This window comes from Streptomyces sp. NPDC021115 (assembly GCF_044333065.1).
GTDB lineage: Bacteria > Actinomycetota > Actinomycetes > Streptomycetales > Streptomycetaceae > Streptomyces.
This window is the reverse complement of the sequence record NZ_JBIRQF010000013.1, coordinates 13052-30436: the sequence shown is the minus strand read 5'-3', so window position 1 is coordinate 30436 and position 17385 is coordinate 13052. Positions and strand designations below refer to the sequence as shown.

The window sequence follows — 17385 nt, the reverse complement described above, 5'->3', positions numbered from 1 at the left end:
CCTTGTTTCGGTCTCTGGTGGGGCACTGAGGGGTCAGAGGGCGCCCTCGGCCCGTAGCGCTGCGATACGGGCGGTGTCGTAGCCCAGTTGGGCAAGGATCTGCTCGGTGTGCTCGCCGAGGGCGGGGACGGCGTCGTTGCGCGGAGTGGTGCCTGCCAGGTCCACTGGCGGCAGCAGGGCGGCCACCGTCTCTCCGCCGGGTATCCGCACCTGGCGCCAGCGGCCGCGGCCGGTCAGCACGGGATGTTCCAGGAACTGCTTGACGTCGTTGACCGGTGCGTTGGCGATGCCGATCGCGTCCAGCTGTTCCATCACCTCACCGCTGTCCGAGGCCGCGATCCGCTCGGCGAGGATCGCGTTCAGTTGGCGGCGGTGGCTGACACGGGCGGATCCGGTGGCGAAGCGGGTGTCGCCGATCATGCCGGGGGTTTCGAGGAAGTGCTCGCACAGGGCGGCCCATTCGCGTTCGTTCTGGACGGAGAGCAGTACGTCCTTGCCGTCGGCCGCGGTGTAGGTGCCGTAGGGAGCGATGGTGGCGTGCTGGGTGCCGGCCCTGGGCGGCTGCGTACCGCTGTACGCCGTGTAGTAGGCGGGCTGGCTCATCCACTCGGCCAGCGCCTCGAACAGCGAGACCTCGACCGCCCGGACCGAACCGCGGGTGGCCCTGGTGAACAGCGCGGTGAGGATGCCGCTGTAGGCGTACATACCGGCTGCGATGTCGGCGATGGACACGCCCACCCGCGCCGCCTCCTGAGCGCTGCCGGTCAGGGAGACCAGGCCGGTCTGGCATTGCACGAGCAGGTCGTACGCCTTGCGGTCCGCCCATGGCCCGCTCGTTCCATAGCCGGAGATCGAGCACGGGATCAGCGACGGGAACCGCGCCGCCAGGTCTTCGGCGCCCAGGCCCATGCGGGCGGCGGCGCCGGGGGCCAGGTTCTGCACGAACACGTCCGCCTCCGCGAGGAGTTTCTCCAGGATCTCCCGCCCCTGCTCCGATTTCAGGTCCAGCGTCACCGACTCCTTCGAGCGGTTGAGCCACACGAAGTAGCTGGACTCCCCGTGCACCGTCGTGTCGTACCGGCGGGCGAAGTCTCCGCCCCCGGGGCGCTCCACCTTGATCACCCGCGCTCCGAGATCGGCGAGCTGACGGGTGGCGAAGGGAGCGGCCACCGCCTGCTCGATGCTCACGACGGTGATGCCCGACAGTGGCAGGCCGTCGGCGGACACTGTGTGTTCGGCCATGCGTTGCCCTCCGGAGATGTGGGTGATCCGAGCCGGAGTAACATCATGAGCACTCATGAGTCACTGAGTGAAATAGCTATCCGTGATGCCACCATGCGGGCTGCGGATGGCGAGGAAGGAAAGGCCCCGATGGACGTCAAGCAGCTGAAGGCGCTCATCACGGTCGCCGAGGTGGGCAGCGTGACCCGTGCCGCGGAGCTGTTGCACCTGGTGCAGCCCGCCGTCACCCGGCAGATCCGCACCCTGGAGGAGGAGCTGGGAGTCCCCCTCTTCCAGCGCACCCGGCAGGGCATGCGGCCCACCGAGGCGGGCGAGATCATGGTCGACCGGGCGCGCCGGGCCCTGAACGAACTGGAGCGGGCCCGCGCCGAGGTGCGGCCCAGCCCCGGAGAGGTGACCGGCATCGTCACCCTCGGCCTGCTGGAGAGCACGCTGGACCTGCTCGCCGAACCGCTGGTGTCGGCCGTCGGCCAGGCCCATCCGGGCGTGGAGCTGCGTCTGATGACCGGCTACTCCGGCCATCTCCAGCAGTGGCTCGACGACGGCGACCTGGACCTGTCCTTGCTGTACAACCTGGACAGCACGCCGTCCCTCAACGCCCGGCCACTGGTGCGGGAGCGCCTGTGGGCGGTGGCCCCGGTGTCCGCCGGGCTGCGCTCCGACCGTCCGGTCGCCTTCGCGGAGGTGGCGGCGCACCCGTTGGTGATGCCCGCCTCCGGCCACGCCCTGCGCGCCCTGATCGACTCCGCGGCCTCCCGGTCCGGAGAGACGATGGACGTGACGGTGCAGACCAACTCCATGCGCGTGCAGAAACAGCTCGTCCTGGCCGGACACGGCTGGACCATCCTGCCCGGCCTCGGCATCGCCGACGACATCAGGGACGGCACCCTCAGCGCCGCCCCTCTGTCCGAGCCCGACGTATGGCGGTCGATCGTCCTGGCGACACCGCGCTACGGACGCGTACCGCCGGCCGTCGAGTCCGTCGCCCACGAACTGGTCCGCCGGATCGATACGGCCGTGTCGCTGGGGCGGTGGCCGTCCGCCCAGTCGCCCTCGTCGCACGCACCGGACACAGACGTGTGACGGCGGCACCGCCGCGCCCCGGCGGCCTTCCGCCGTGGCATCGGCCGAAGATTCCCACGACCTCCCCGCGCAAGGATTCCTGTGGTCTACACCCATGATCGAACCGACGTCTTCGCCCATGCCGACGACGGGGTCGCGGTGGCGTACCAGCGCCGCGGTGCCGGACGTCCGCTCGTCCTGCTGGCGGGTCAGGCGAACAACCATCACTGGTGGGACGGCGTACGCGAGGACTTCCACGACACCCACAGCACGATCACACTGGACTACCGGGGCACCGGCGCGAGCGACAAACCGCGGTCGGGCTACTCCACCCGGCGCTTCGCGGAGGACGTGGTGACCGTCCTCGACGCTCTGGGGGTCGAGCGGGCCGATGTGTACGGCACCTCCATGGGCGGCCGGGTCGCCCAGTGGATCGCGGCCCGCCACCCGGAGCGCGTCCGGCGCCTCGTCCTGGGATGCACCTCGCCCGGCGGACCCCGAGCCGTCGAACGCGACGCGTCGGTGCGACGGGCCCTGGCCCAGCCCGACCCTGACGCCGCACGCCAGACCCTGACCGAGCTCATGTACAGCCCCGGCTGGCTCGCGGAGCACCCCGGCCCGTACGGCACCCTCGGCGACCCTCAGATGCCCGCGCACGCCAGACGCGGCCATCTGATCGCCAGCAACGAGCACGACGCCTGGGACGTGCTCCCCTCCATCGGTGCGCCCACGATGATCCTCCACGGCGACCAGGACCGGCTCACCCCGCCCGAGAACGTACCGCTGCTCGCGGCCCGCATTCCCGACGCCCGGACCCACCTCTTCCCCGGAGCCCGGCACGCCTACTTCGAGGAGTGCCGTGGCGCGGCCGGCGCCCTGACCCGCGAGTTCCTCCGCTGAGGATCAGGGCGACGTACAGCGGGCCTCACGCCCCCACCCGGCCCGCCGAGCCGGGGAAGGCGCCTTCCATCATGCGGGCGCGTCATGCGGGCATCACACAATTCTATTGTTCTTCCAGCTCCATCAGCACTCATGATGTGTGGCACCCGAGCCCCGAGCGGACGGAGTCGCCACTGATGAGCCAGCCCCGAGCAACCGCACCCCCCTCCTGGCAGGAGGACGTGTTCACCGCACTGAAGAAACACGACATCCAGCAGATCGCCTACGTCCCGGACGCGGGCCACTCCCACGCCATCCGCGAGGCACAGCGGGATCCCGCCATCCACGACGTCGTGCTCACCACCGAGGAGGAGGGCGTCGCCGTCGTCAGCGGAGCGTGGCTGGGCGGGCAGCGCGCCGTCCTGCTGACGCAGAGCAGCGGCGTCGGCAATTGCGTCAACATGTTCTCGCTGCTGCAGATGGGCCAGTTCCCCTTTCTCGCGCTGGTGACGATGCGCGGGGAGCACGCCGAGTTCAACCCGTGGCAGAGCCCCATGGGCCGCACCACCCAGCAGGCCCTGGAGCTCATGGGCATCACCGTCCTGCGCGCCGATGCCCCCGAAGACGTCGGGGAGACCGTCGAGGCCGCCCTGGAGTCGGCCTTCGGCGCCGGTGAACGCGTCGCCGTACTCCTGGGGCAGAAGCTGATCGGCCGCAAGAAGTGGGAGCGCAAGTGATGGCCACCACCACCGCCACCGCCTCGTCCACCGCGCCGGATGCCCGGCTCGACCGGCGGCGGTTCGTCGCCGACCTGGTCGCCCGCCTCCCCGAGGACGCCCTCGTCGTCACCGGCCTCGGCTCGCCGAGCTACGACGTCTTCGCGGCCGGTGACCGTCCGGGCACCTTCTACCTGTGGGGCGCGATGGGCGCAGCCGCGCCGCTCGCCCTGGGAGTCGCCCTCGCCCAGCCGGACCGTCCGGTCCTCGTCGTCACCGGGGACGGCGAACACCTCATGGGAATCGGCACGCTGGCCACCATCGGCGCCCAACTGCCACCCAACCTGACCGTCGTGGTCCTGGACAACTCCCACTTCGGCGAGACCGGCATGCAGCCCAGCCACACCGGGCTCGGCACCGACCTCGTCGCGGTCGCCCGGGGCTTCGGCATCCGCGACGCCCTGCGGATCACCGACCTCGCGCAGGCCGCCGACCTCGCCACCCGCATCGGGGCGCGCTCGGCGACGACGTACGCCCAGGTGCTCATCGCCACCGATGAGCCGCCGCGTGCCCTGCCGCCGCGCGACGGCGCCGCCAACAAGAACTCCTTCCGCGCCGCCCTGGGCCTGAGCACGTTCTGAGCCGCCCAGCGCGACGGGGCCGCCGAATCGAGTAACCCCTATGCAGCGCTACGACATGTTCATCGACGGAGAGAGCCACGAGCCCTCCACGAAGAACTGGTTTCCCACCGACAACCCCTACCTGGGCGCACCCTGGGCCGAGGTCGCCCGGGGCGGGCCGCGGGACGTCGACACCGCGGTGCGAGCCGCCCATCGCGCCCTGGGCACCGGCCCGTGGGCCGAACTGACGGCCAGCGCGCGGGGCGCCCTGCTCCACCGCCTCGGCGACACGGTCGCCGCCCATGCCCGCTCGCTGGCCGAGACCGAGGTCCGGGACAACGGCAAACTCTTCACCGAGATGTACGGGCAGGTGAGCTACCTGGCCCAATGGTTCCACTACTACGGTGGCCTCGCCGACAAGATCGAGGGGACCGTTCCCCCGATGGACAAGAAGGGCTACTTCGCCTACACGCGGAAGGAACCCGTCGGCGTCGTCGCTGTCATCACCCCCTGGAACTCTCCGCTCCTGCTGCTGGCCTGGAAGATCGCGCCCGCGCTGGCCGCCGGGTGCACGGTCGTGGTCAAGCCGTCGGAGTTCACCTCCGCCTCCACCCTGGAGCTCGCCCGTCTCTTCCACGAGGCCGGACTACCGCCGGGTGTGTTCAACGTCATCACCGGCTTCGGCCAGGACGTCGGTGCCGCTCTCGTGGAACACCCGCTGGTCCGCAAGGTCAGCTTCACCGGCTCCGACGCCACCGGCCGCCGGATCAACGAGGCCGCCGCCCGCGATTTCAAGCACGTCAGCCTCGAACTCGGCGGCAAGTCGCCCAACATCGTCTTCGCCGACGCGGACCTGGAAGCCGCCGTCAACGGCGCCGTGTCCGGCATCTTCGCCGCGACCGGACAGACCTGCATCGCCGGCTCCCGGCTCCTGGTGCAGGACAGCGTGCACGACGAGGTGGTCGACCGGCTCCTGGAGCTGGCGGGCACCGCCCGCATGGGCGACCCGATGGACGAGGAGACCCAGGTCGGGCCGATCACCACACCGGCCCAGCACGCCAAGGTGCTGGACTACATCCGCGTCGCCCGCGACGAGGGCGCCGAACTCGCCCTGGGAGGCAAGGCCGCCACCCGGCCCGAGTGCGGCCACGGCTGGTTCGTGGAACCGACCGTCTTCACCCGCGTGAGCAACAGCATGCGCATCGCCCAGGAGGAGGTCTTCGGACCCGTCCTCGCGGTCATCCCCTTCCGCGACGAGGAGGAGGCCGTCGCCCTCGCCAACGACAGCCGTTACGGCCTGGGCGCGGGCGTGTGGACCCGCGACATCGGCCGCGCCTTCCGGATGGCCGAACGCGTCCACTCCGGCACCCTCTGGGTCAACACCTACCGCGCGGTGAGCTACCTGGCGCCCTTCGGCGGCGTCAAGGACTCCGGTATCGGCCGGGAGAACGGCATCGGCGCCATCACCTCCTACCTGGAGGACAAGAGCGTCTGGATCAACACCGGCGCCCCCACCGGCAATCCCTTCGTCCTGCGCTGAAGCACCGTCCCGAGCCGAAGGGCCATCGAGCCGCACCACCCCGAGCGACACGAGCAACGGAGCTTCCCATGTCGCAGAGCCGCACTTGCCCACCCTCCGCACCCGACCGCACACACGTCACCACGAACGTCATACGCGGCTGTCTGGGCAACCTGGTCGAGTGGTACGACTGGTTCGCCTACGCCACCTTCAGCATCTACTTCGCCTCCGTCTTCTTCCCCAAAGGCAATCAGACGGCCCAACTGCTCTCCACGGCCGTCGTCTTCGCCGTGGGGTTCTTCATGCGCCCGCTCGGCGGCTGGCTGCTCGGCGTCTACGCCGACCGGTACGGCCGTCGGCGTGCACTGACCCTCTCGGTCACGCTGATGAGCGCCGGATCGCTGACCATCGCCCTGGCACCCGGCCACGACACCATCGGCATGGGGGCTCCGGCCCTGCTGGTCCTGGCCCGGCTGGTCCAGGGCCTGTCCGTCGGCGGCGAGTTCGGCTCCAGTGCTTCCTACCTCTGCGAGGTCGCGCCCCCGGGACGGCGTGGCTTCTACTCCAGCTTCCAGTACGTCTCCATCGTGCTGGGCCAGCTCATCGCCCTGCTCGTGGCGATCGGTCTTCAGAATCTGCTGACCGAGGACCAGCTGCACAGCTGGGGCTGGCGCGTCCCCTTCGTGATCGGCGCCGCGGCCGGTCTGGTGGTGGTGTACCTGCGCCGCACCATGGAGGAGTCCGAACACTTTCAGCGGGAGCAGGCCCGCACCGCCGCGCAGGACCCCGCGTCCCGCGAACGCAAGGGCCTGATCGCCCTGTTCGCCGAGTACCCCCGCCAGCTCATCGCGGTCTTCGGCCTCGCCATCGGCGGCACCGTCGCCTTCTACACCTACACCACATATCTACAGAAGTACCTGGTGAACACGGCCGGGATCCCCAAGTCCACGGTCACGGTGATCGGCTTCGCCGCCCTGTTCGTCTACATGCTGCTGCAACCGGCCGTCGGCGCCCTGTCCGACCGCATCGGCCGCCGCCCGGTCATGTTCGCCTTCTCCGGCGGCTGCATGCTGCTGACCGTACCCCTGATGACCCTCCTCGGCCGCACCGGCAACCCCTGGGTCGCGTTCCTCTTCATGACCGTCGCCCTGACGTTCGTCAGCGGCTACTCCGCCCTGGCCGCCGTCATCAAGGCCGAGATGTTCCCCACCAAGGTCCGGGCCCTCGGCGTGGGCCTCCCCCACGCCCTGGTCACCGCCACCTTCGGCGGCCTCACCGAGCCGATCGCACTGGCCCTGAAGGACACCGGTAAGGAAACCGTCTTCTTCTGGTACGTCACCGGATGCGTCGGCCTGACCTTCCTGGCCACCCTCGTCGTCAAGGAACCCTCTCGGGCCTCCCACTTGGACACCACGCAGACCTCCCCGGCCGCACCGCAACCGCCGAAGACCGCCCCACTCACCTGAACCACGAGGTCACACCCACCATGCAGCCCGCCACCACGCCCCTCAGCTCCTACGTCGAAACGTGGCACCCCGAGGCGGTCACCGCTCACGACCCCATGGACCCGGGCCCCACCGCCGCCGTCTCCGCCCTCCTGGACCTGCCCGAACCCGCCGCGCAGGACGGTGACCCGCTCCCTCCACTGTGGCAGTGGTTCCACTTCCTGCACTGGCCCGCCCAGCACGAGCTGGGCCCCGACGGCCACCTGCGTGACGCTCGCTTCCTGCCGCCCATCCCCGACCGGCAGCGCATGTTCGCGGGTGGACGCTGCGACATCACCGAGCCGCTGCGCCTGGGCGAACCGGCCGAGCGGGTCAGCAGCCTGGGCGCCGTGACACCCAAGCACGGCCGCAGCGGAGAGCTGCTGTTCGTGACCGAGCGCCAGGAGTTCCGCCAAGCGGGCCGGGTCCGCATGGTGGAGGAACAGGACATCGTCTACCGCTCCGGCCACAGCGGCGGCGGACCGCACCCGCCCACCGTCGACGACCGCCCCGCCCCCGATCCCGAGGGCCCGTGGCATCTGGGCCTCCGGCCCGACCCCACCCTCCTGTTCCGCCTCAGTGCCCTCACCGCCAACGCCCACCGCATCCACTACGACGCCCCCTACTGCCGCGACACCGAGGGCTACCCCGGCCTCGTCGTCCACGGCCCGCTGCTCGCCCTGCTCATGCTCGACGTGGTGCGCCGCAACGCTCCCGGGCGCCGGGTGCGCTCGCTGTCCTTCCGCCTGCGACGGCCGGTGTTCGCGGGCGAACACCTCCTCGCCGAGGGCACACCCTCCGGCACCGGCGCCCAACTGCGTACCGCCACCCACCGCGACGCACAGCACGCCACCGCCGAGGTGACCTTCGCATGACCACGCACATCGATGAGGGTGTGGCGGCAGCCCGGGCCCTGCTCTTCGTGCCGGGCCACCGCCCGGACCGCTTCGACAAGGCCGCCCGCTCCGGCGCCGACCTCGTCATCGTCGACCTGGAGGACGCCGTCGCCACCGACGACAAGGAGCAGGCCCGGCAGGCCGCCGCCGACTGGCCCGGCCTCGGCGACCGGACCGTCGTACGCGTCAACGCACCCGGCACCCCGTGGTTCGAGGCGGACCTGCGCATGGCCGCCGACCACGGCTGCCCGGTGATGGTCCCGAAAGCCGAGGACCCCGCCGTCCTCGCAGGTGTCGCCGCCCGTACCGCCGGGCGCTGCCCGCTGATCCCGCTCATCGAGACGGCCCTCGGCGTCGAACGGACCTTCGAGGTGTGCTCCGTGCCGGGCGTCGTACGTGCCGCCTTCGGCAACGTGGACTTGGCCGCAGAGCTCGGCACAGCCTACGACGACACCCTCGCCCTGGCCCACGCCCGCTCCCGCCTGGTCCTCGCCTCAGCGGCAGCGGGCATCTGCCCGCCGGTGGACGGCGTCACCACCGCCGTACGGGACCCACAGGCGCTCGCCGCCGACACCGCCCACGCCCGTCGGCTGGGCTTCTCGGGCAAGCTCTGCATCCACCCGGCGCAGACCGGCCCCGTCGCCGAGGGTTTCGCCCCCTCCGAGAGCGAACTCCGCTGGGCCCGAGCCGTCCTGGGCGCCGGAGAAGCCGTCACAACGGTGGACGGCCACATGGTCGACAAGCCGGTACTGGAACGGGCCCGAAACACTCTGGCGCGCGCCACCAAGCCGTCCACCGCTCCATAGACGCGCCCGTCCTGGCCCGATCCGCTTGCGACCTCGCGCAACAGGCCGAGGAAGCCTCCACCAGCCCAGTCCGCCGGGCGCGTCAGGGGCGGGGGATGTTACGGAGGTTCGCCCGGGCGAGGTCGAGCATCTTGCCGACACCGCCGTCCAGGACGATGCGGCCGGCCGAGAAGGCGAAGCCCTTGACCTGGTCGCCGGTGATGTGCGGCGGAATCGACAGCGCGGCCGCGTCCGTCACCAGCTCGATCAGGCACGGGCCGTCGTACGCCAGGCCCTGCTTCAGCACATCGCGCACCTGCGCGGGGTCCTCGGCGCGGATGGCGTGGATGCCCGCGGCCCGGGCGATGGCGGAGTAGTCCACGGGTGCGTGGTCCGTTTCGTGATCGGGCAGGCCGTCGACCATCATCTCCAGCTTGACCATGCCGAGCGAGGAGTTGTTGAAGACGATCGTCTTGACCGGCAGGTCGTGCAGCCTGACGGTCAGCAGCTCGCCCATGAGCATGCTCAGGCCCCCGTCCCCGGACAGGGAGATCACCTGGCGGTTTCGGTCGGCGAATTGCGCGCCGACCGCGTGCGGCAGGGCGTTGGCCATGGTGCCGTGGAGGAAGGAGCCGACCACGCGGCGGCTGCCGTTAGGGGTGAGGTAGCGGGCGGCCCACACGTTGTTCATGCCGGTGTCGACGGTGAACACAGCGTCGTCGTCGGCGAGTTCGTCGATAATGGCCGCCGCGTACTCCGGGTGGATCGGAGTGTGCTTCTCCACGTCGTGGGTGTAGGCCGCCACAACGTGTTCGAGCGCCCTGGCATGGCGCTGGAGGCTGTGGTCGAGGAAGGAACGGTTCTCCTTCTGCCGCACCAGCGGCAGGACCGCCCGGAGCGTCTCCCCCACGTCGCCGTGCACACCGAGTTCCAGTACGGTCCGCCGTCCGAGGTTCCCGGCGTCATGGTCCACCTGCACGGTGCGGGCCTGCGGCAGGAAGTCGTCGTACGGGAAGTCCGTGCCCAGCAGCACGACCAGGTCGGCCTCGTGCATCGCGTCGTAGCAGGCGCCGTACCCGAGCAGGCCGCTCATGCCGACGTCGTACGGGTTGTCGTACTGGATCCATTCCTTGCCGCGCAGTGAGTGCCCGACCGGCGCACCCACACGGCTTGCCAGCTCCATGACCTCGGCGTGTGCCCCGCGGACCCCGGCGCCGCAGAAGAGCATGACCTTCTCGGCGGCATCGATCCGCCGGGCGAGCGCTTCGACCTGCTCCCGCGGCGGCAGGACCTTCCCCCGGGTGGTCACCAGGTCGGTGGCGACAGGCGCGTCCGGCACCGGGGCGTGGGCGACGTCGCCCGGCAGGACCAGCACGGACACCCCGCCGTGGCCGAGCGCCCGCTGGATGGCGATCCGCAGCACCCGGGGCATCTGCTGCGGGGTGCTGATCATCTCGCAGTAGTCGCTGCACTCGGTGAACAGCCTCTCCGGATGGGTCTCCTGGAAGAAGCTCGTACCGATCTGACGGGCCGGGATGTGCGAGGCGATGGCCAGCACCGGAGCGCCGGAGCGGTGGGCGTCGTACAGCCCCTGCACGAGGTGGGTGTTGCCGGGTCCGCAACTACCGGCGCAGACGGCGAGCCGCCCGGTCAGCTGCGCCTCGGCGGCCGCGGCGAACGCGGCCGCCTCCTCATTGCGCACATGGACCCACTCGATGCCATCGGTGCGGCGCACCGCGTCCACCACCGGATTGAGACTGTCGCCCACGACACCGTAGATCCGCTCCACGCCTGCCTGCCGGAGGAAGTCCACCAGCTGCCGGGCAACGCTCGTGTGCCTCATCTCGGGCCTCCGAATATCGCTTGGTTCCGATCGACCAGCGCACGCGTACCCGGACGGGGGCGTGTATGTGTCGAATCTGCCGTACGACCTTTGTCACACGTCATGCGATGGCCCCTGCCGGCGGCCGGGCCGCCCCGGGCCCGGGGTGCGTATCCCTGGCCGCGCAACGCGCCCCGTAGCTCTCCCGACAGAACACGAGCCCTCGCCTCTGTGACGATGCACGCTTGGCGCAGTGCCTCCAGCTTCTCCTGTTGCACCTCCGCTGAAAGGACCAGCCGTCCCGCGACATGAAGGTGCTCAGCCAGTTCGTCGGAGACCTGCCGCAGGTTCACGGCGAACGCGGCACGCGGGTTCGGCGGCAGCGGCAAGGGCGCCAGAACAACGGTGACCGCCGACTCCGCGGCCGTCTCCCACAGCCGAGCCAAGGCGTAGGCGTTCGGGGCCGGATTCGCGAAGACCAGCAGGGCCGACACGCCTACCTGGACATTGAGAGCGCCGCCGATCCGCAATGCCATGCCGACCAGGAGCGCGACCGCGAGCACGAGCCCCATCGTGAGGGCTGACGGGGCCAGCCGGTGGAGCAGAAGGATACCGAGGCTCAGCCCTGCCACGACTCCGACAAGTCGGGTGACCGAAACGCTGAGCGGGACCCTGGCCTATGGGTGGTGCGGGGAGCGGGGTGCGCCGGGTGGCGCTTCGGCCGCGTCCGCGGGTGTCGGGCGGGTGCTCCAGCTGGCGAGGATGCGGAGCTTGTCGAGGTCGTTGTCGGTCCGCCCGGCGTAGATGAACAGAACCTGGTCCTGGTCACCGGGGAGGGTGAGGGCTTCGTAGGTGATGTCGAGGCGGCCGACGACGGGGTGATTGAACCGTTTGGTGCCCCAGGTGCGTTCCACGACACTGCGCTCGGCCCACCAGGTGACGAACTCGGGGCTGGCTGCCTTGAGCTCGGCGACGAACCGGGCTGTCTGCGCGTCGTTGGGGTAGCGGCCGGCTTCGGCGCGCAGGACACCGACGACTTCGGAGGTGACCTGTGCCCAGTCGAGGTAGAGCTCGCGGGCGGCGGGGTCCGTCAGCATCCATCGCAGGAGGTTGCGGTCGTCGGCCGGGCGCTGGTTGAACGGGGTCAGCAGCGCGTCCAGCAGGGCGTTGGAGGCCAGGACCTCGTTGCGGCGGCCGAGGACGAAGGCGGGCTGGTCGTGCAGGCCGTCCAGGATGCGCATCAGGTCCGGGCGCACCTGCTGGCGCGGCGCGGGCCCCCTGACCGCGGTGTGCCGCGGCTGCGGGCGCAGCAGGTCGCGCAGGTACTGGGTCTCGGCCTGGGTCAGCCGCAGCGCCTCGGCGATGGACAGGATGACGCCCTCGGAGGCGCTGGTCAGCCGGCCCTGTTCGAGGCGGGTGTAGTAGTCGACGCTGACGCCGGCCAGCTGCGCGACCTCTTCGCGGCGCAGCCCCGGTACGCGTCGGCCGGTGTGATTGGGCAGTCCGACCTGTGAGGGCCGCACCGCGTCACGCCGGGTGCGCAGGAACTCTTTGATCTCCTCGGCCTTCTTCGCCATGCACTCCAGTGTTCCCCGGCCCGGGCGGTGGATCCACCGGTGAAGGGGGGCAGGTCTTTCCCGGTCAGGAGTGGCCCCCGCTGTGGCCTTGGCCTGCTGCTTCATGCCGTGTCTCAATGGTTGGGCGGTCACCCCGGCGACATCGGGAGGGCTCCTCAGCCCCTTGTCGGTGTCGTGCGCTGCCCCATCGGGCCGGGAACCGCTTCGCCCTCGCCACCACCCCTATTGATCACTTTCCGTGACCGGATGTGTGTGGCGTGCCCACGTACGAATGAGAGAGATCCTTTTCATGACTCACGACCAGAAGGTCTGGTTCATCACCGGCTGCTCGACCGGTTTCGGCCGTGCCCTGGCAGAGGAAGTCCTCGCTGCCGGCGACCGGGCGGTCGTCACCGCCCGCAACGCCGACCAGGTCAAGGACATCGTCGCCGCGCACGGCGACAACGCCCTCGCGCTGGCGCTGGACGTCACCGATCCCGCCCAGGTGCGGGCCGCGGTCACCGCGGCCGAGGACACTTTCGGCGGCATCGACGTGCTGGTCAACAACGCCGGCATCGGCTACTTCGCCGCCGTGGAGGAGAGCACGGACGAGGAGATCCGCCGGATCTTCGAGATCAACGTCTTCGGGCTCTCCGACGTCATCCGCGCCGCGCTGCCCGGTATGCGCAACCGCCGCAGCGGCACCATCGTGAACTTCTCCTCCATCGGCGGCCTGCGCGCCTTCCCCGCGGTCGGCTACTACGCCGCCACGAAGTTCGCCGTCGAGGGTCTCACCGACGCCCTGCGCCAGGAGGTCGCGCCGCTGGGCATCACGACCCTGCTGGTCGAGCCCGGCCCCTTCCGCACCGACTGGGCCGGCCGTTCCGCCAACGAGACCCTGCCCGAGCGGGAGATCGCCGACTACGCCGAGACCGTCGGCGCCCAGCGCGCCGCGTTCCGCGCGGACACCGGCAAGGAGCCCGGCGACCCCCACGCCGCCGGGCGGGCCATCATCACCGCCCTTGCGGGTGACACCCACCCGCAGCGGCTGCTCCTGGGCGCCCCGGCCTACAGCATGGCGATCGAGCAACTGGAGTCGATGCTCGCCGAGGCCCGGGACAACGAGGCCCTGACCCTCTCGGCCGACTTCGGTGCCGCCCCCGCCGCCTGACCCACCCCAAGGCGCGCCGGCCGGCGATGGCCCCAGCCGTCGCCGACCGGCGCACCGGGCGGACACCACCGCCCTCCCTGTCCCTGCCGACGACAGGAGCCGCACATGACCGCGCGCACCCATCACGACAGCCTCCGCCAGGAGGTCGGCACCGTCCACGGCATCCAGATCGCCACCATCAGCCCCGGCGTCATCGACACCGGGTGGGCCGACAAGGTCACCCACGAGGAGGGCAAGCAGATCGCCAAGAACCTCAACCAGGGCGCCATCAGCCCCCAACGCATCGCCGACGCCGTCGTCTACGCCCTCGACCAGCCCGCGAACGTCACCGTCGACGACATCGTCATCCACCCCGCCCACCAGGACTGGTGACCACCGAGACCGACTGGATACCCGCTCCAGGCCGGACCGGGCGGGCACCCCCTGCGGCCGCCCGCCAACTGGACCACCGACCCCACAACTGCCACACCACCACCGAACGGAGCACCCCGTGAACAGTCCCGCATCCGCCAGGCCGCTGGCCCTGGTGACCGGAGCCTCCGCCGGCATCGGCTACGAACTCGCCGCCCTCTTCGCGATCAACGGCTTCGACCTGATCGCCACCGGCCGCAGCGACAGGACCGAGCAGGCAGCCGCCGATCTCGCCCGGCACGGAGTCCAGGTCACCCCCGTCCGCGCCGACCTCGCCCAGACCGAGGGCGTCGAGACGGTATGGCAGGCCGTGGAGAAGACCGGCCGCCCCTTGGACGTGGCCGTCCTCAACGCCGGACGCAGCATCGGCGGTGCTTTTCTCGACACCGACCTCGACGACGAGCTCGCCCTGATCGACCTGAACGTCACCTCCGTCGTCCACCTCGGCAAACACGTCGCCCGCCACATGGCCGCCAACGGCAGGGGACGGATCCTGATCACCTCGTCGCTGTCCGCCACCCTGCCAACCCCCTACGAAACCGTCTACGGGCCCTCACGCGCGTTCACCCGCATGTTCGCCCTCGGCCTGCGCGAGGAGCTGAAGGAACACGGCGTCAGCGTCACCACCCTCATGCCCGGCGCCACCGACAGCGACTTCCACGCCCGCGCGGGCATGAACTACACCGCCTTCGGCCCCGGCATGAAGAAGAACAGTCGCAAGGCGGTGGCCCGCCAGGGCTTCCTCGCCCTGATGGAAGGCAAGGCCGAAGTCGTCGGAGGCGACACCGCCACCAAGCGCGCCGCCCTCAAGCACCGCTTCCTGCCCGAGACACTCAAGGCCGCACGACACGCCCGCAAGGCCAAACCCCGTCCTTGAGCCAAGCGCCCGAGGATCCGCGGGTCACCGTTCCTGGAGCCCCGGAGCCGTTCGGCCGAGCCCCCGCGCGGGCCGCAGCCCAGCAAGAACGAGGCGGTGGCCATCGGCGAGGAGGTCACGGGCGGCCCGGGGGCCCGGCCTGACCGGCGGGTGGTGTGCGGTTTCCCGCAGTCGAGAGCATCTCGCAGCCGACCAGCGGGGCCGCGTCCGCGCTCAATGCCCCGGCAGCCCTTGTCCCATGCATTTCCTGGCGGCTCCCCGTGCACGCACCGGCACCCCGCAGGCAACGGGCCGGGAGAGGGTCGCAGGAAGTCCCGTCCCCAATCGATGCCGGAGCGGGCGCCAGATCGCCAGGAGAGTACTGATGGACCATCGCTACGCACAGCTGTACGTCGGTGGAGAGTGGGTGACGCCCTCCACCAGCCACGTCATCACTCTCGTCAACCCGAGCACCGAGGCACCGCTCGGCAGCGTGCCCGAAGCCCGGGAGGCGGATGTCGACGTCGCGGTCGACGCGGCGCGGCGGGCGTTCGACGAGCCCGGTGGGTGGGCCCATTGGGCACCGGAGGACCGCGCCGATGTGATGGAACGCTTCGCCACGGAGCTCGAGGCGCGGGCGGAACGCATCGCGCGGCTGGTCAGCAGCCAGAACGGCATGCCGATCAGCTCGGCCCGGCAACTGGAGGTCGGGTATCCGACCGCCGTGCTGCGTTACTACGCCGGGCTGGCCCGTACCACGGCCTTTTCCGAGGTCCGTGCCGGGCTGCTCGGGGGCTCGATCGAGGTCCGCAGGGTTCCGGTCGGAGTCGTCGCGGCGATCGTGCCGTGGAACTATCCACAGGTGCTGTCGATGTTCAAGATGGCGCCTGCCGATGGCGGTCGGCTGCACAGTGGTCCTCAAGCCCTCTCCGGAGGCTGCCCTCGACGCGTTCCTACGTCTGCCTGGACCTCCCCTACAACTACCGCCGCTGGGAGTTCATGCTCTTCCCCGGCGAGGACGCCGAGGCGATGCTCCGGCCCGAGAAGGTGCGCGAACTGCTGACCGGACACGTACCGGACCCAACCGCCCTCAACATCATCCGGGCCAGGGTCTACACCCACCACTCACGCGTGGCGAGCCGCTTCGTGGAGGGCCGAGTCTGCCTCGTCGGAGACGCCGCCCACCTGATGCCGCCATGGGCAGGGCAGGGCATGAACACCGGCATCCGCGACGCAACCAACGTGGCCTGGAAACTCGCCGCGGCGGTCACCGGTCGCGCCCACCCCCGCATCCTGTCCACCTACGACACCGAACGACGCACCCACGCCAAGGCGATGGTGGACCTCTCGAACACCCTCGGCCGGATCCTGTCCTCGACCAGACCGTGGATGGCCCGTCCACGCGACACCCTCTTCCGGAGCCTCAATCTGGCCCCGTCGGTGCGCGACTGGCTCCTACAGATGCGCTTCAAGCCGATGCCCCTCTACAGACGGGGCGTCGTCCTGCACCGCGGCCGGCCCACCGCGAAGAACACGACGGTGGGCCGGATGCTCATCCAGCCCGAGGTCGAGACCGCCGACGGCCGCGCCGTCCTCCTCGACGACGCGCTCGGCCCCTGGTTCACCCTCCTCGGCTACGGCACCGACCCGCTGATCCATCTTGATGCCTCATCCCGCGCCTTCTGGGACCGCATCGGCACCCGCTACGTCACCGTCGTGGAATCCCGCTCCGGCCGCTCCCGCGGCGAGCGCCTCCGCTCCGGTACGGACTCGGTCGTGGTGGAGGACATCGACGGCTCCCCGCGCGACTGGTTCGCGGACCAGCCCGGAACGGTGGCTGTGGTCCGCCCGGACCGCTATCTGGCGGCAGTGGCCGACCCTCTCGAACTCAGCACCGTGAGCGGGGAGTTCGAGAGGCTGCTCGCCCCGTCCGGGACCCCGGAGGACAGCGTGGACCAGCCTGCCTCTCGTCTCAGCTCCTTGCCCACCGCCCGGGGGGCTTCATGATCGTCGAAGAGCGCGAGTACCTGCTCAAGCCAGGCGCGGCAGCCCAGTACGCCCGCCTGTGGGACGAATTCGGCAGGGAACCACAGACCCGCATCCTCGGCGACCTGCTCGGTTTCTACACCGCTGAAGTGGGCGAGCTGAACACACTGACCTACCTCTGGCGCTACGACAGCTTCGAAGACCGCGCCAACAGGCGCGCCGAACTCGCCGCCGACCCCGACTTCGCCGTCTTCCGCCGCAAGGTCAAAGACTTGCTGATTCGCCAGAGAAGCCGGATCCTCACGCCGGCCCTGCCATGGACGGCTGAGGCGCGGGGCCCCGGAGACGCAGGTCAGCAAGGGTGCGGTGGACCGCAGTGA

At 70.5% G+C, this 17385-nt stretch carries 17 protein-coding genes and 1 pseudogene; 14 read left to right on the top strand and 4 right to left on the bottom strand.

Translation table 11 applies throughout. The features are described from left to right. Positions 1 to 33 precede the first annotated feature (33 nt). Complete coding sequence (locus tag ACH4TL_RS31530) at positions 34 to 1242, bottom strand: CaiB/BaiF CoA transferase family protein (protein ID WP_398331940.1); 1209 nt, start codon at positions 1240 to 1242, stop codon at positions 34 to 36. Between the two features lie 129 nt (positions 1243 to 1371). On the opposite strand from ACH4TL_RS31530, the gene ACH4TL_RS31525 reads away from it, so the two are divergent. The 8 genes from ACH4TL_RS31525 to ACH4TL_RS31490 all read left to right on the top strand — a co-directional run bounded on the left by ACH4TL_RS31525 (position 1372) and on the right by ACH4TL_RS31490 (position 9224). Beyond that, positions 1372 to 2325: a LysR family transcriptional regulator gene (locus ACH4TL_RS31525; protein ID WP_398425387.1), complete on the top strand. Its 954-nt coding sequence runs from the start codon at positions 1372 to 1374 to the stop codon at positions 2323 to 2325. 81 nt (positions 2326 to 2406) lie between these two features. Next, positions 2407 to 3204, top strand: coding sequence for an alpha/beta fold hydrolase (locus tag ACH4TL_RS31520; protein WP_398331928.1), 798 nt, complete (start codon positions 2407 to 2409; stop codon positions 3202 to 3204). 176 nt (positions 3205 to 3380) lie between these two features. Continuing rightward, positions 3381 to 3920: a phosphonopyruvate decarboxylase gene (locus ACH4TL_RS31515; protein WP_398331925.1), complete on the top strand. Its 540-nt coding sequence runs from the start codon at positions 3381 to 3383 to the stop codon at positions 3918 to 3920. Beyond that, the gene (locus ACH4TL_RS31510; RefSeq protein WP_398331921.1) at positions 3920 to 4540 is read left to right on the top strand and encodes a thiamine pyrophosphate-dependent enzyme; all 621 of its coding nucleotides are present in this window, start codon (positions 3920 to 3922) and stop codon (positions 4538 to 4540) included. The genes ACH4TL_RS31515 and ACH4TL_RS31510 overlap by 1 nt, the downstream gene beginning before the upstream one ends. A gap of 40 nt (positions 4541 to 4580) precedes the next feature. Continuing rightward, positions 4581 to 6059 carry an aldehyde dehydrogenase gene (locus tag ACH4TL_RS31505; RefSeq protein WP_398331918.1) on the top strand — a complete coding sequence of 493 codons (1479 nt, stop codon included), beginning with the start codon at positions 4581 to 4583 and terminating at the stop codon, positions 6057 to 6059. 68 nt (positions 6060 to 6127) lie between these two features. Continuing rightward, positions 6128 to 7504 carry an MFS transporter gene (locus ACH4TL_RS31500; protein ID WP_398331915.1) on the top strand — a complete coding sequence of 459 codons (1377 nt, stop codon included), beginning with the start codon at positions 6128 to 6130 and terminating at the stop codon, positions 7502 to 7504. A gap of 20 nt (positions 7505 to 7524) precedes the next feature. Further along, entirely contained in the window at positions 7525 to 8397 is an 873-nt protein-coding gene (locus tag ACH4TL_RS31495; protein WP_398331912.1) for a hypothetical protein, read from the top strand. Continuing rightward, positions 8394 to 9224 (top strand): HpcH/HpaI aldolase/citrate lyase family protein, encoded by an 831-nt coding sequence (locus ACH4TL_RS31490; RefSeq protein WP_398331909.1) that lies wholly within the window; start codon positions 8394 to 8396, stop codon positions 9222 to 9224. The genes ACH4TL_RS31495 and ACH4TL_RS31490 overlap by 4 nt, the downstream gene beginning before the upstream one ends. Before the next feature lie 82 nt (positions 9225 to 9306). Here the strand turns inward: ACH4TL_RS31490 and ACH4TL_RS31485 are convergent, their stop codons facing one another. The 3 genes from ACH4TL_RS31485 to ACH4TL_RS31475 all read right to left on the bottom strand — a co-directional run bounded on the left by ACH4TL_RS31485 (position 9307) and on the right by ACH4TL_RS31475 (position 12602). Continuing rightward, positions 9307 to 11046: a pyruvate dehydrogenase gene (locus tag ACH4TL_RS31485; RefSeq protein ID WP_398331906.1), complete on the bottom strand. Its 1740-nt coding sequence runs from the start codon at positions 11044 to 11046 to the stop codon at positions 9307 to 9309. Further along, positions 11043 to 11588 (bottom strand): hypothetical protein, encoded by a 546-nt coding sequence (locus ACH4TL_RS31480; RefSeq protein WP_398331903.1) that lies wholly within the window; start codon positions 11586 to 11588, stop codon positions 11043 to 11045. Before ACH4TL_RS31480 ends, ACH4TL_RS31485 begins: the two co-directional genes overlap by 4 nt. Before the next feature lie 114 nt (positions 11589 to 11702). After that, the gene (locus ACH4TL_RS31475; protein ID WP_398331900.1) at positions 11703 to 12602 is read right to left on the bottom strand and encodes a helix-turn-helix transcriptional regulator; all 900 of its coding nucleotides are present in this window, start codon (positions 12600 to 12602) and stop codon (positions 11703 to 11705) included. Positions 12603 to 12891: 289 nt separating this feature from the next. Between ACH4TL_RS31475 and ACH4TL_RS31470 the strand changes: the two genes are divergently transcribed. The 6 genes and pseudogenes from ACH4TL_RS31470 (at position 12892) to ACH4TL_RS31445 (ending at position 17385) form a co-directional block, all read left to right on the top strand. Next, entirely contained in the window at positions 12892 to 13752 is an 861-nt protein-coding gene (locus tag ACH4TL_RS31470; RefSeq protein ID WP_398331897.1) for an oxidoreductase, read from the top strand. A gap of 105 nt (positions 13753 to 13857) precedes the next feature. Then, positions 13858 to 14124 (top strand): short-chain dehydrogenase, encoded by a 267-nt coding sequence (locus ACH4TL_RS31465; RefSeq protein ID WP_398331894.1) that lies wholly within the window; start codon positions 13858 to 13860, stop codon positions 14122 to 14124. 118 nt (positions 14125 to 14242) lie between these two features. Next, positions 14243 to 15040 carry an SDR family NAD(P)-dependent oxidoreductase gene (locus ACH4TL_RS31460; protein WP_398331891.1) on the top strand — a complete coding sequence of 266 codons (798 nt, stop codon included), beginning with the start codon at positions 14243 to 14245 and terminating at the stop codon, positions 15038 to 15040. A gap of 238 nt (positions 15041 to 15278) precedes the next feature. Next, a pseudogene (locus tag ACH4TL_RS31455) lies at positions 15279 to 15899 on the top strand (aldehyde dehydrogenase family protein); the annotation flags it as partial. Continuing rightward, the gene (locus ACH4TL_RS31450) at positions 15866 to 17026 is read left to right on the top strand and encodes an FAD-dependent monooxygenase (RefSeq protein ID WP_398331888.1); all 1161 of its coding nucleotides are present in this window, start codon (positions 15866 to 15868) and stop codon (positions 17024 to 17026) included. The pseudogene ACH4TL_RS31455 and the gene ACH4TL_RS31450, both read left to right, overlap by 34 nt. Further along, a complete protein-coding gene (locus ACH4TL_RS31445) occupies positions 17023 to 17385 on the top strand; it encodes an NIPSNAP family protein (RefSeq protein WP_398331885.1) in 363 nt (120 codons plus the stop codon). The genes ACH4TL_RS31450 and ACH4TL_RS31445 overlap by 4 nt, the downstream gene beginning before the upstream one ends.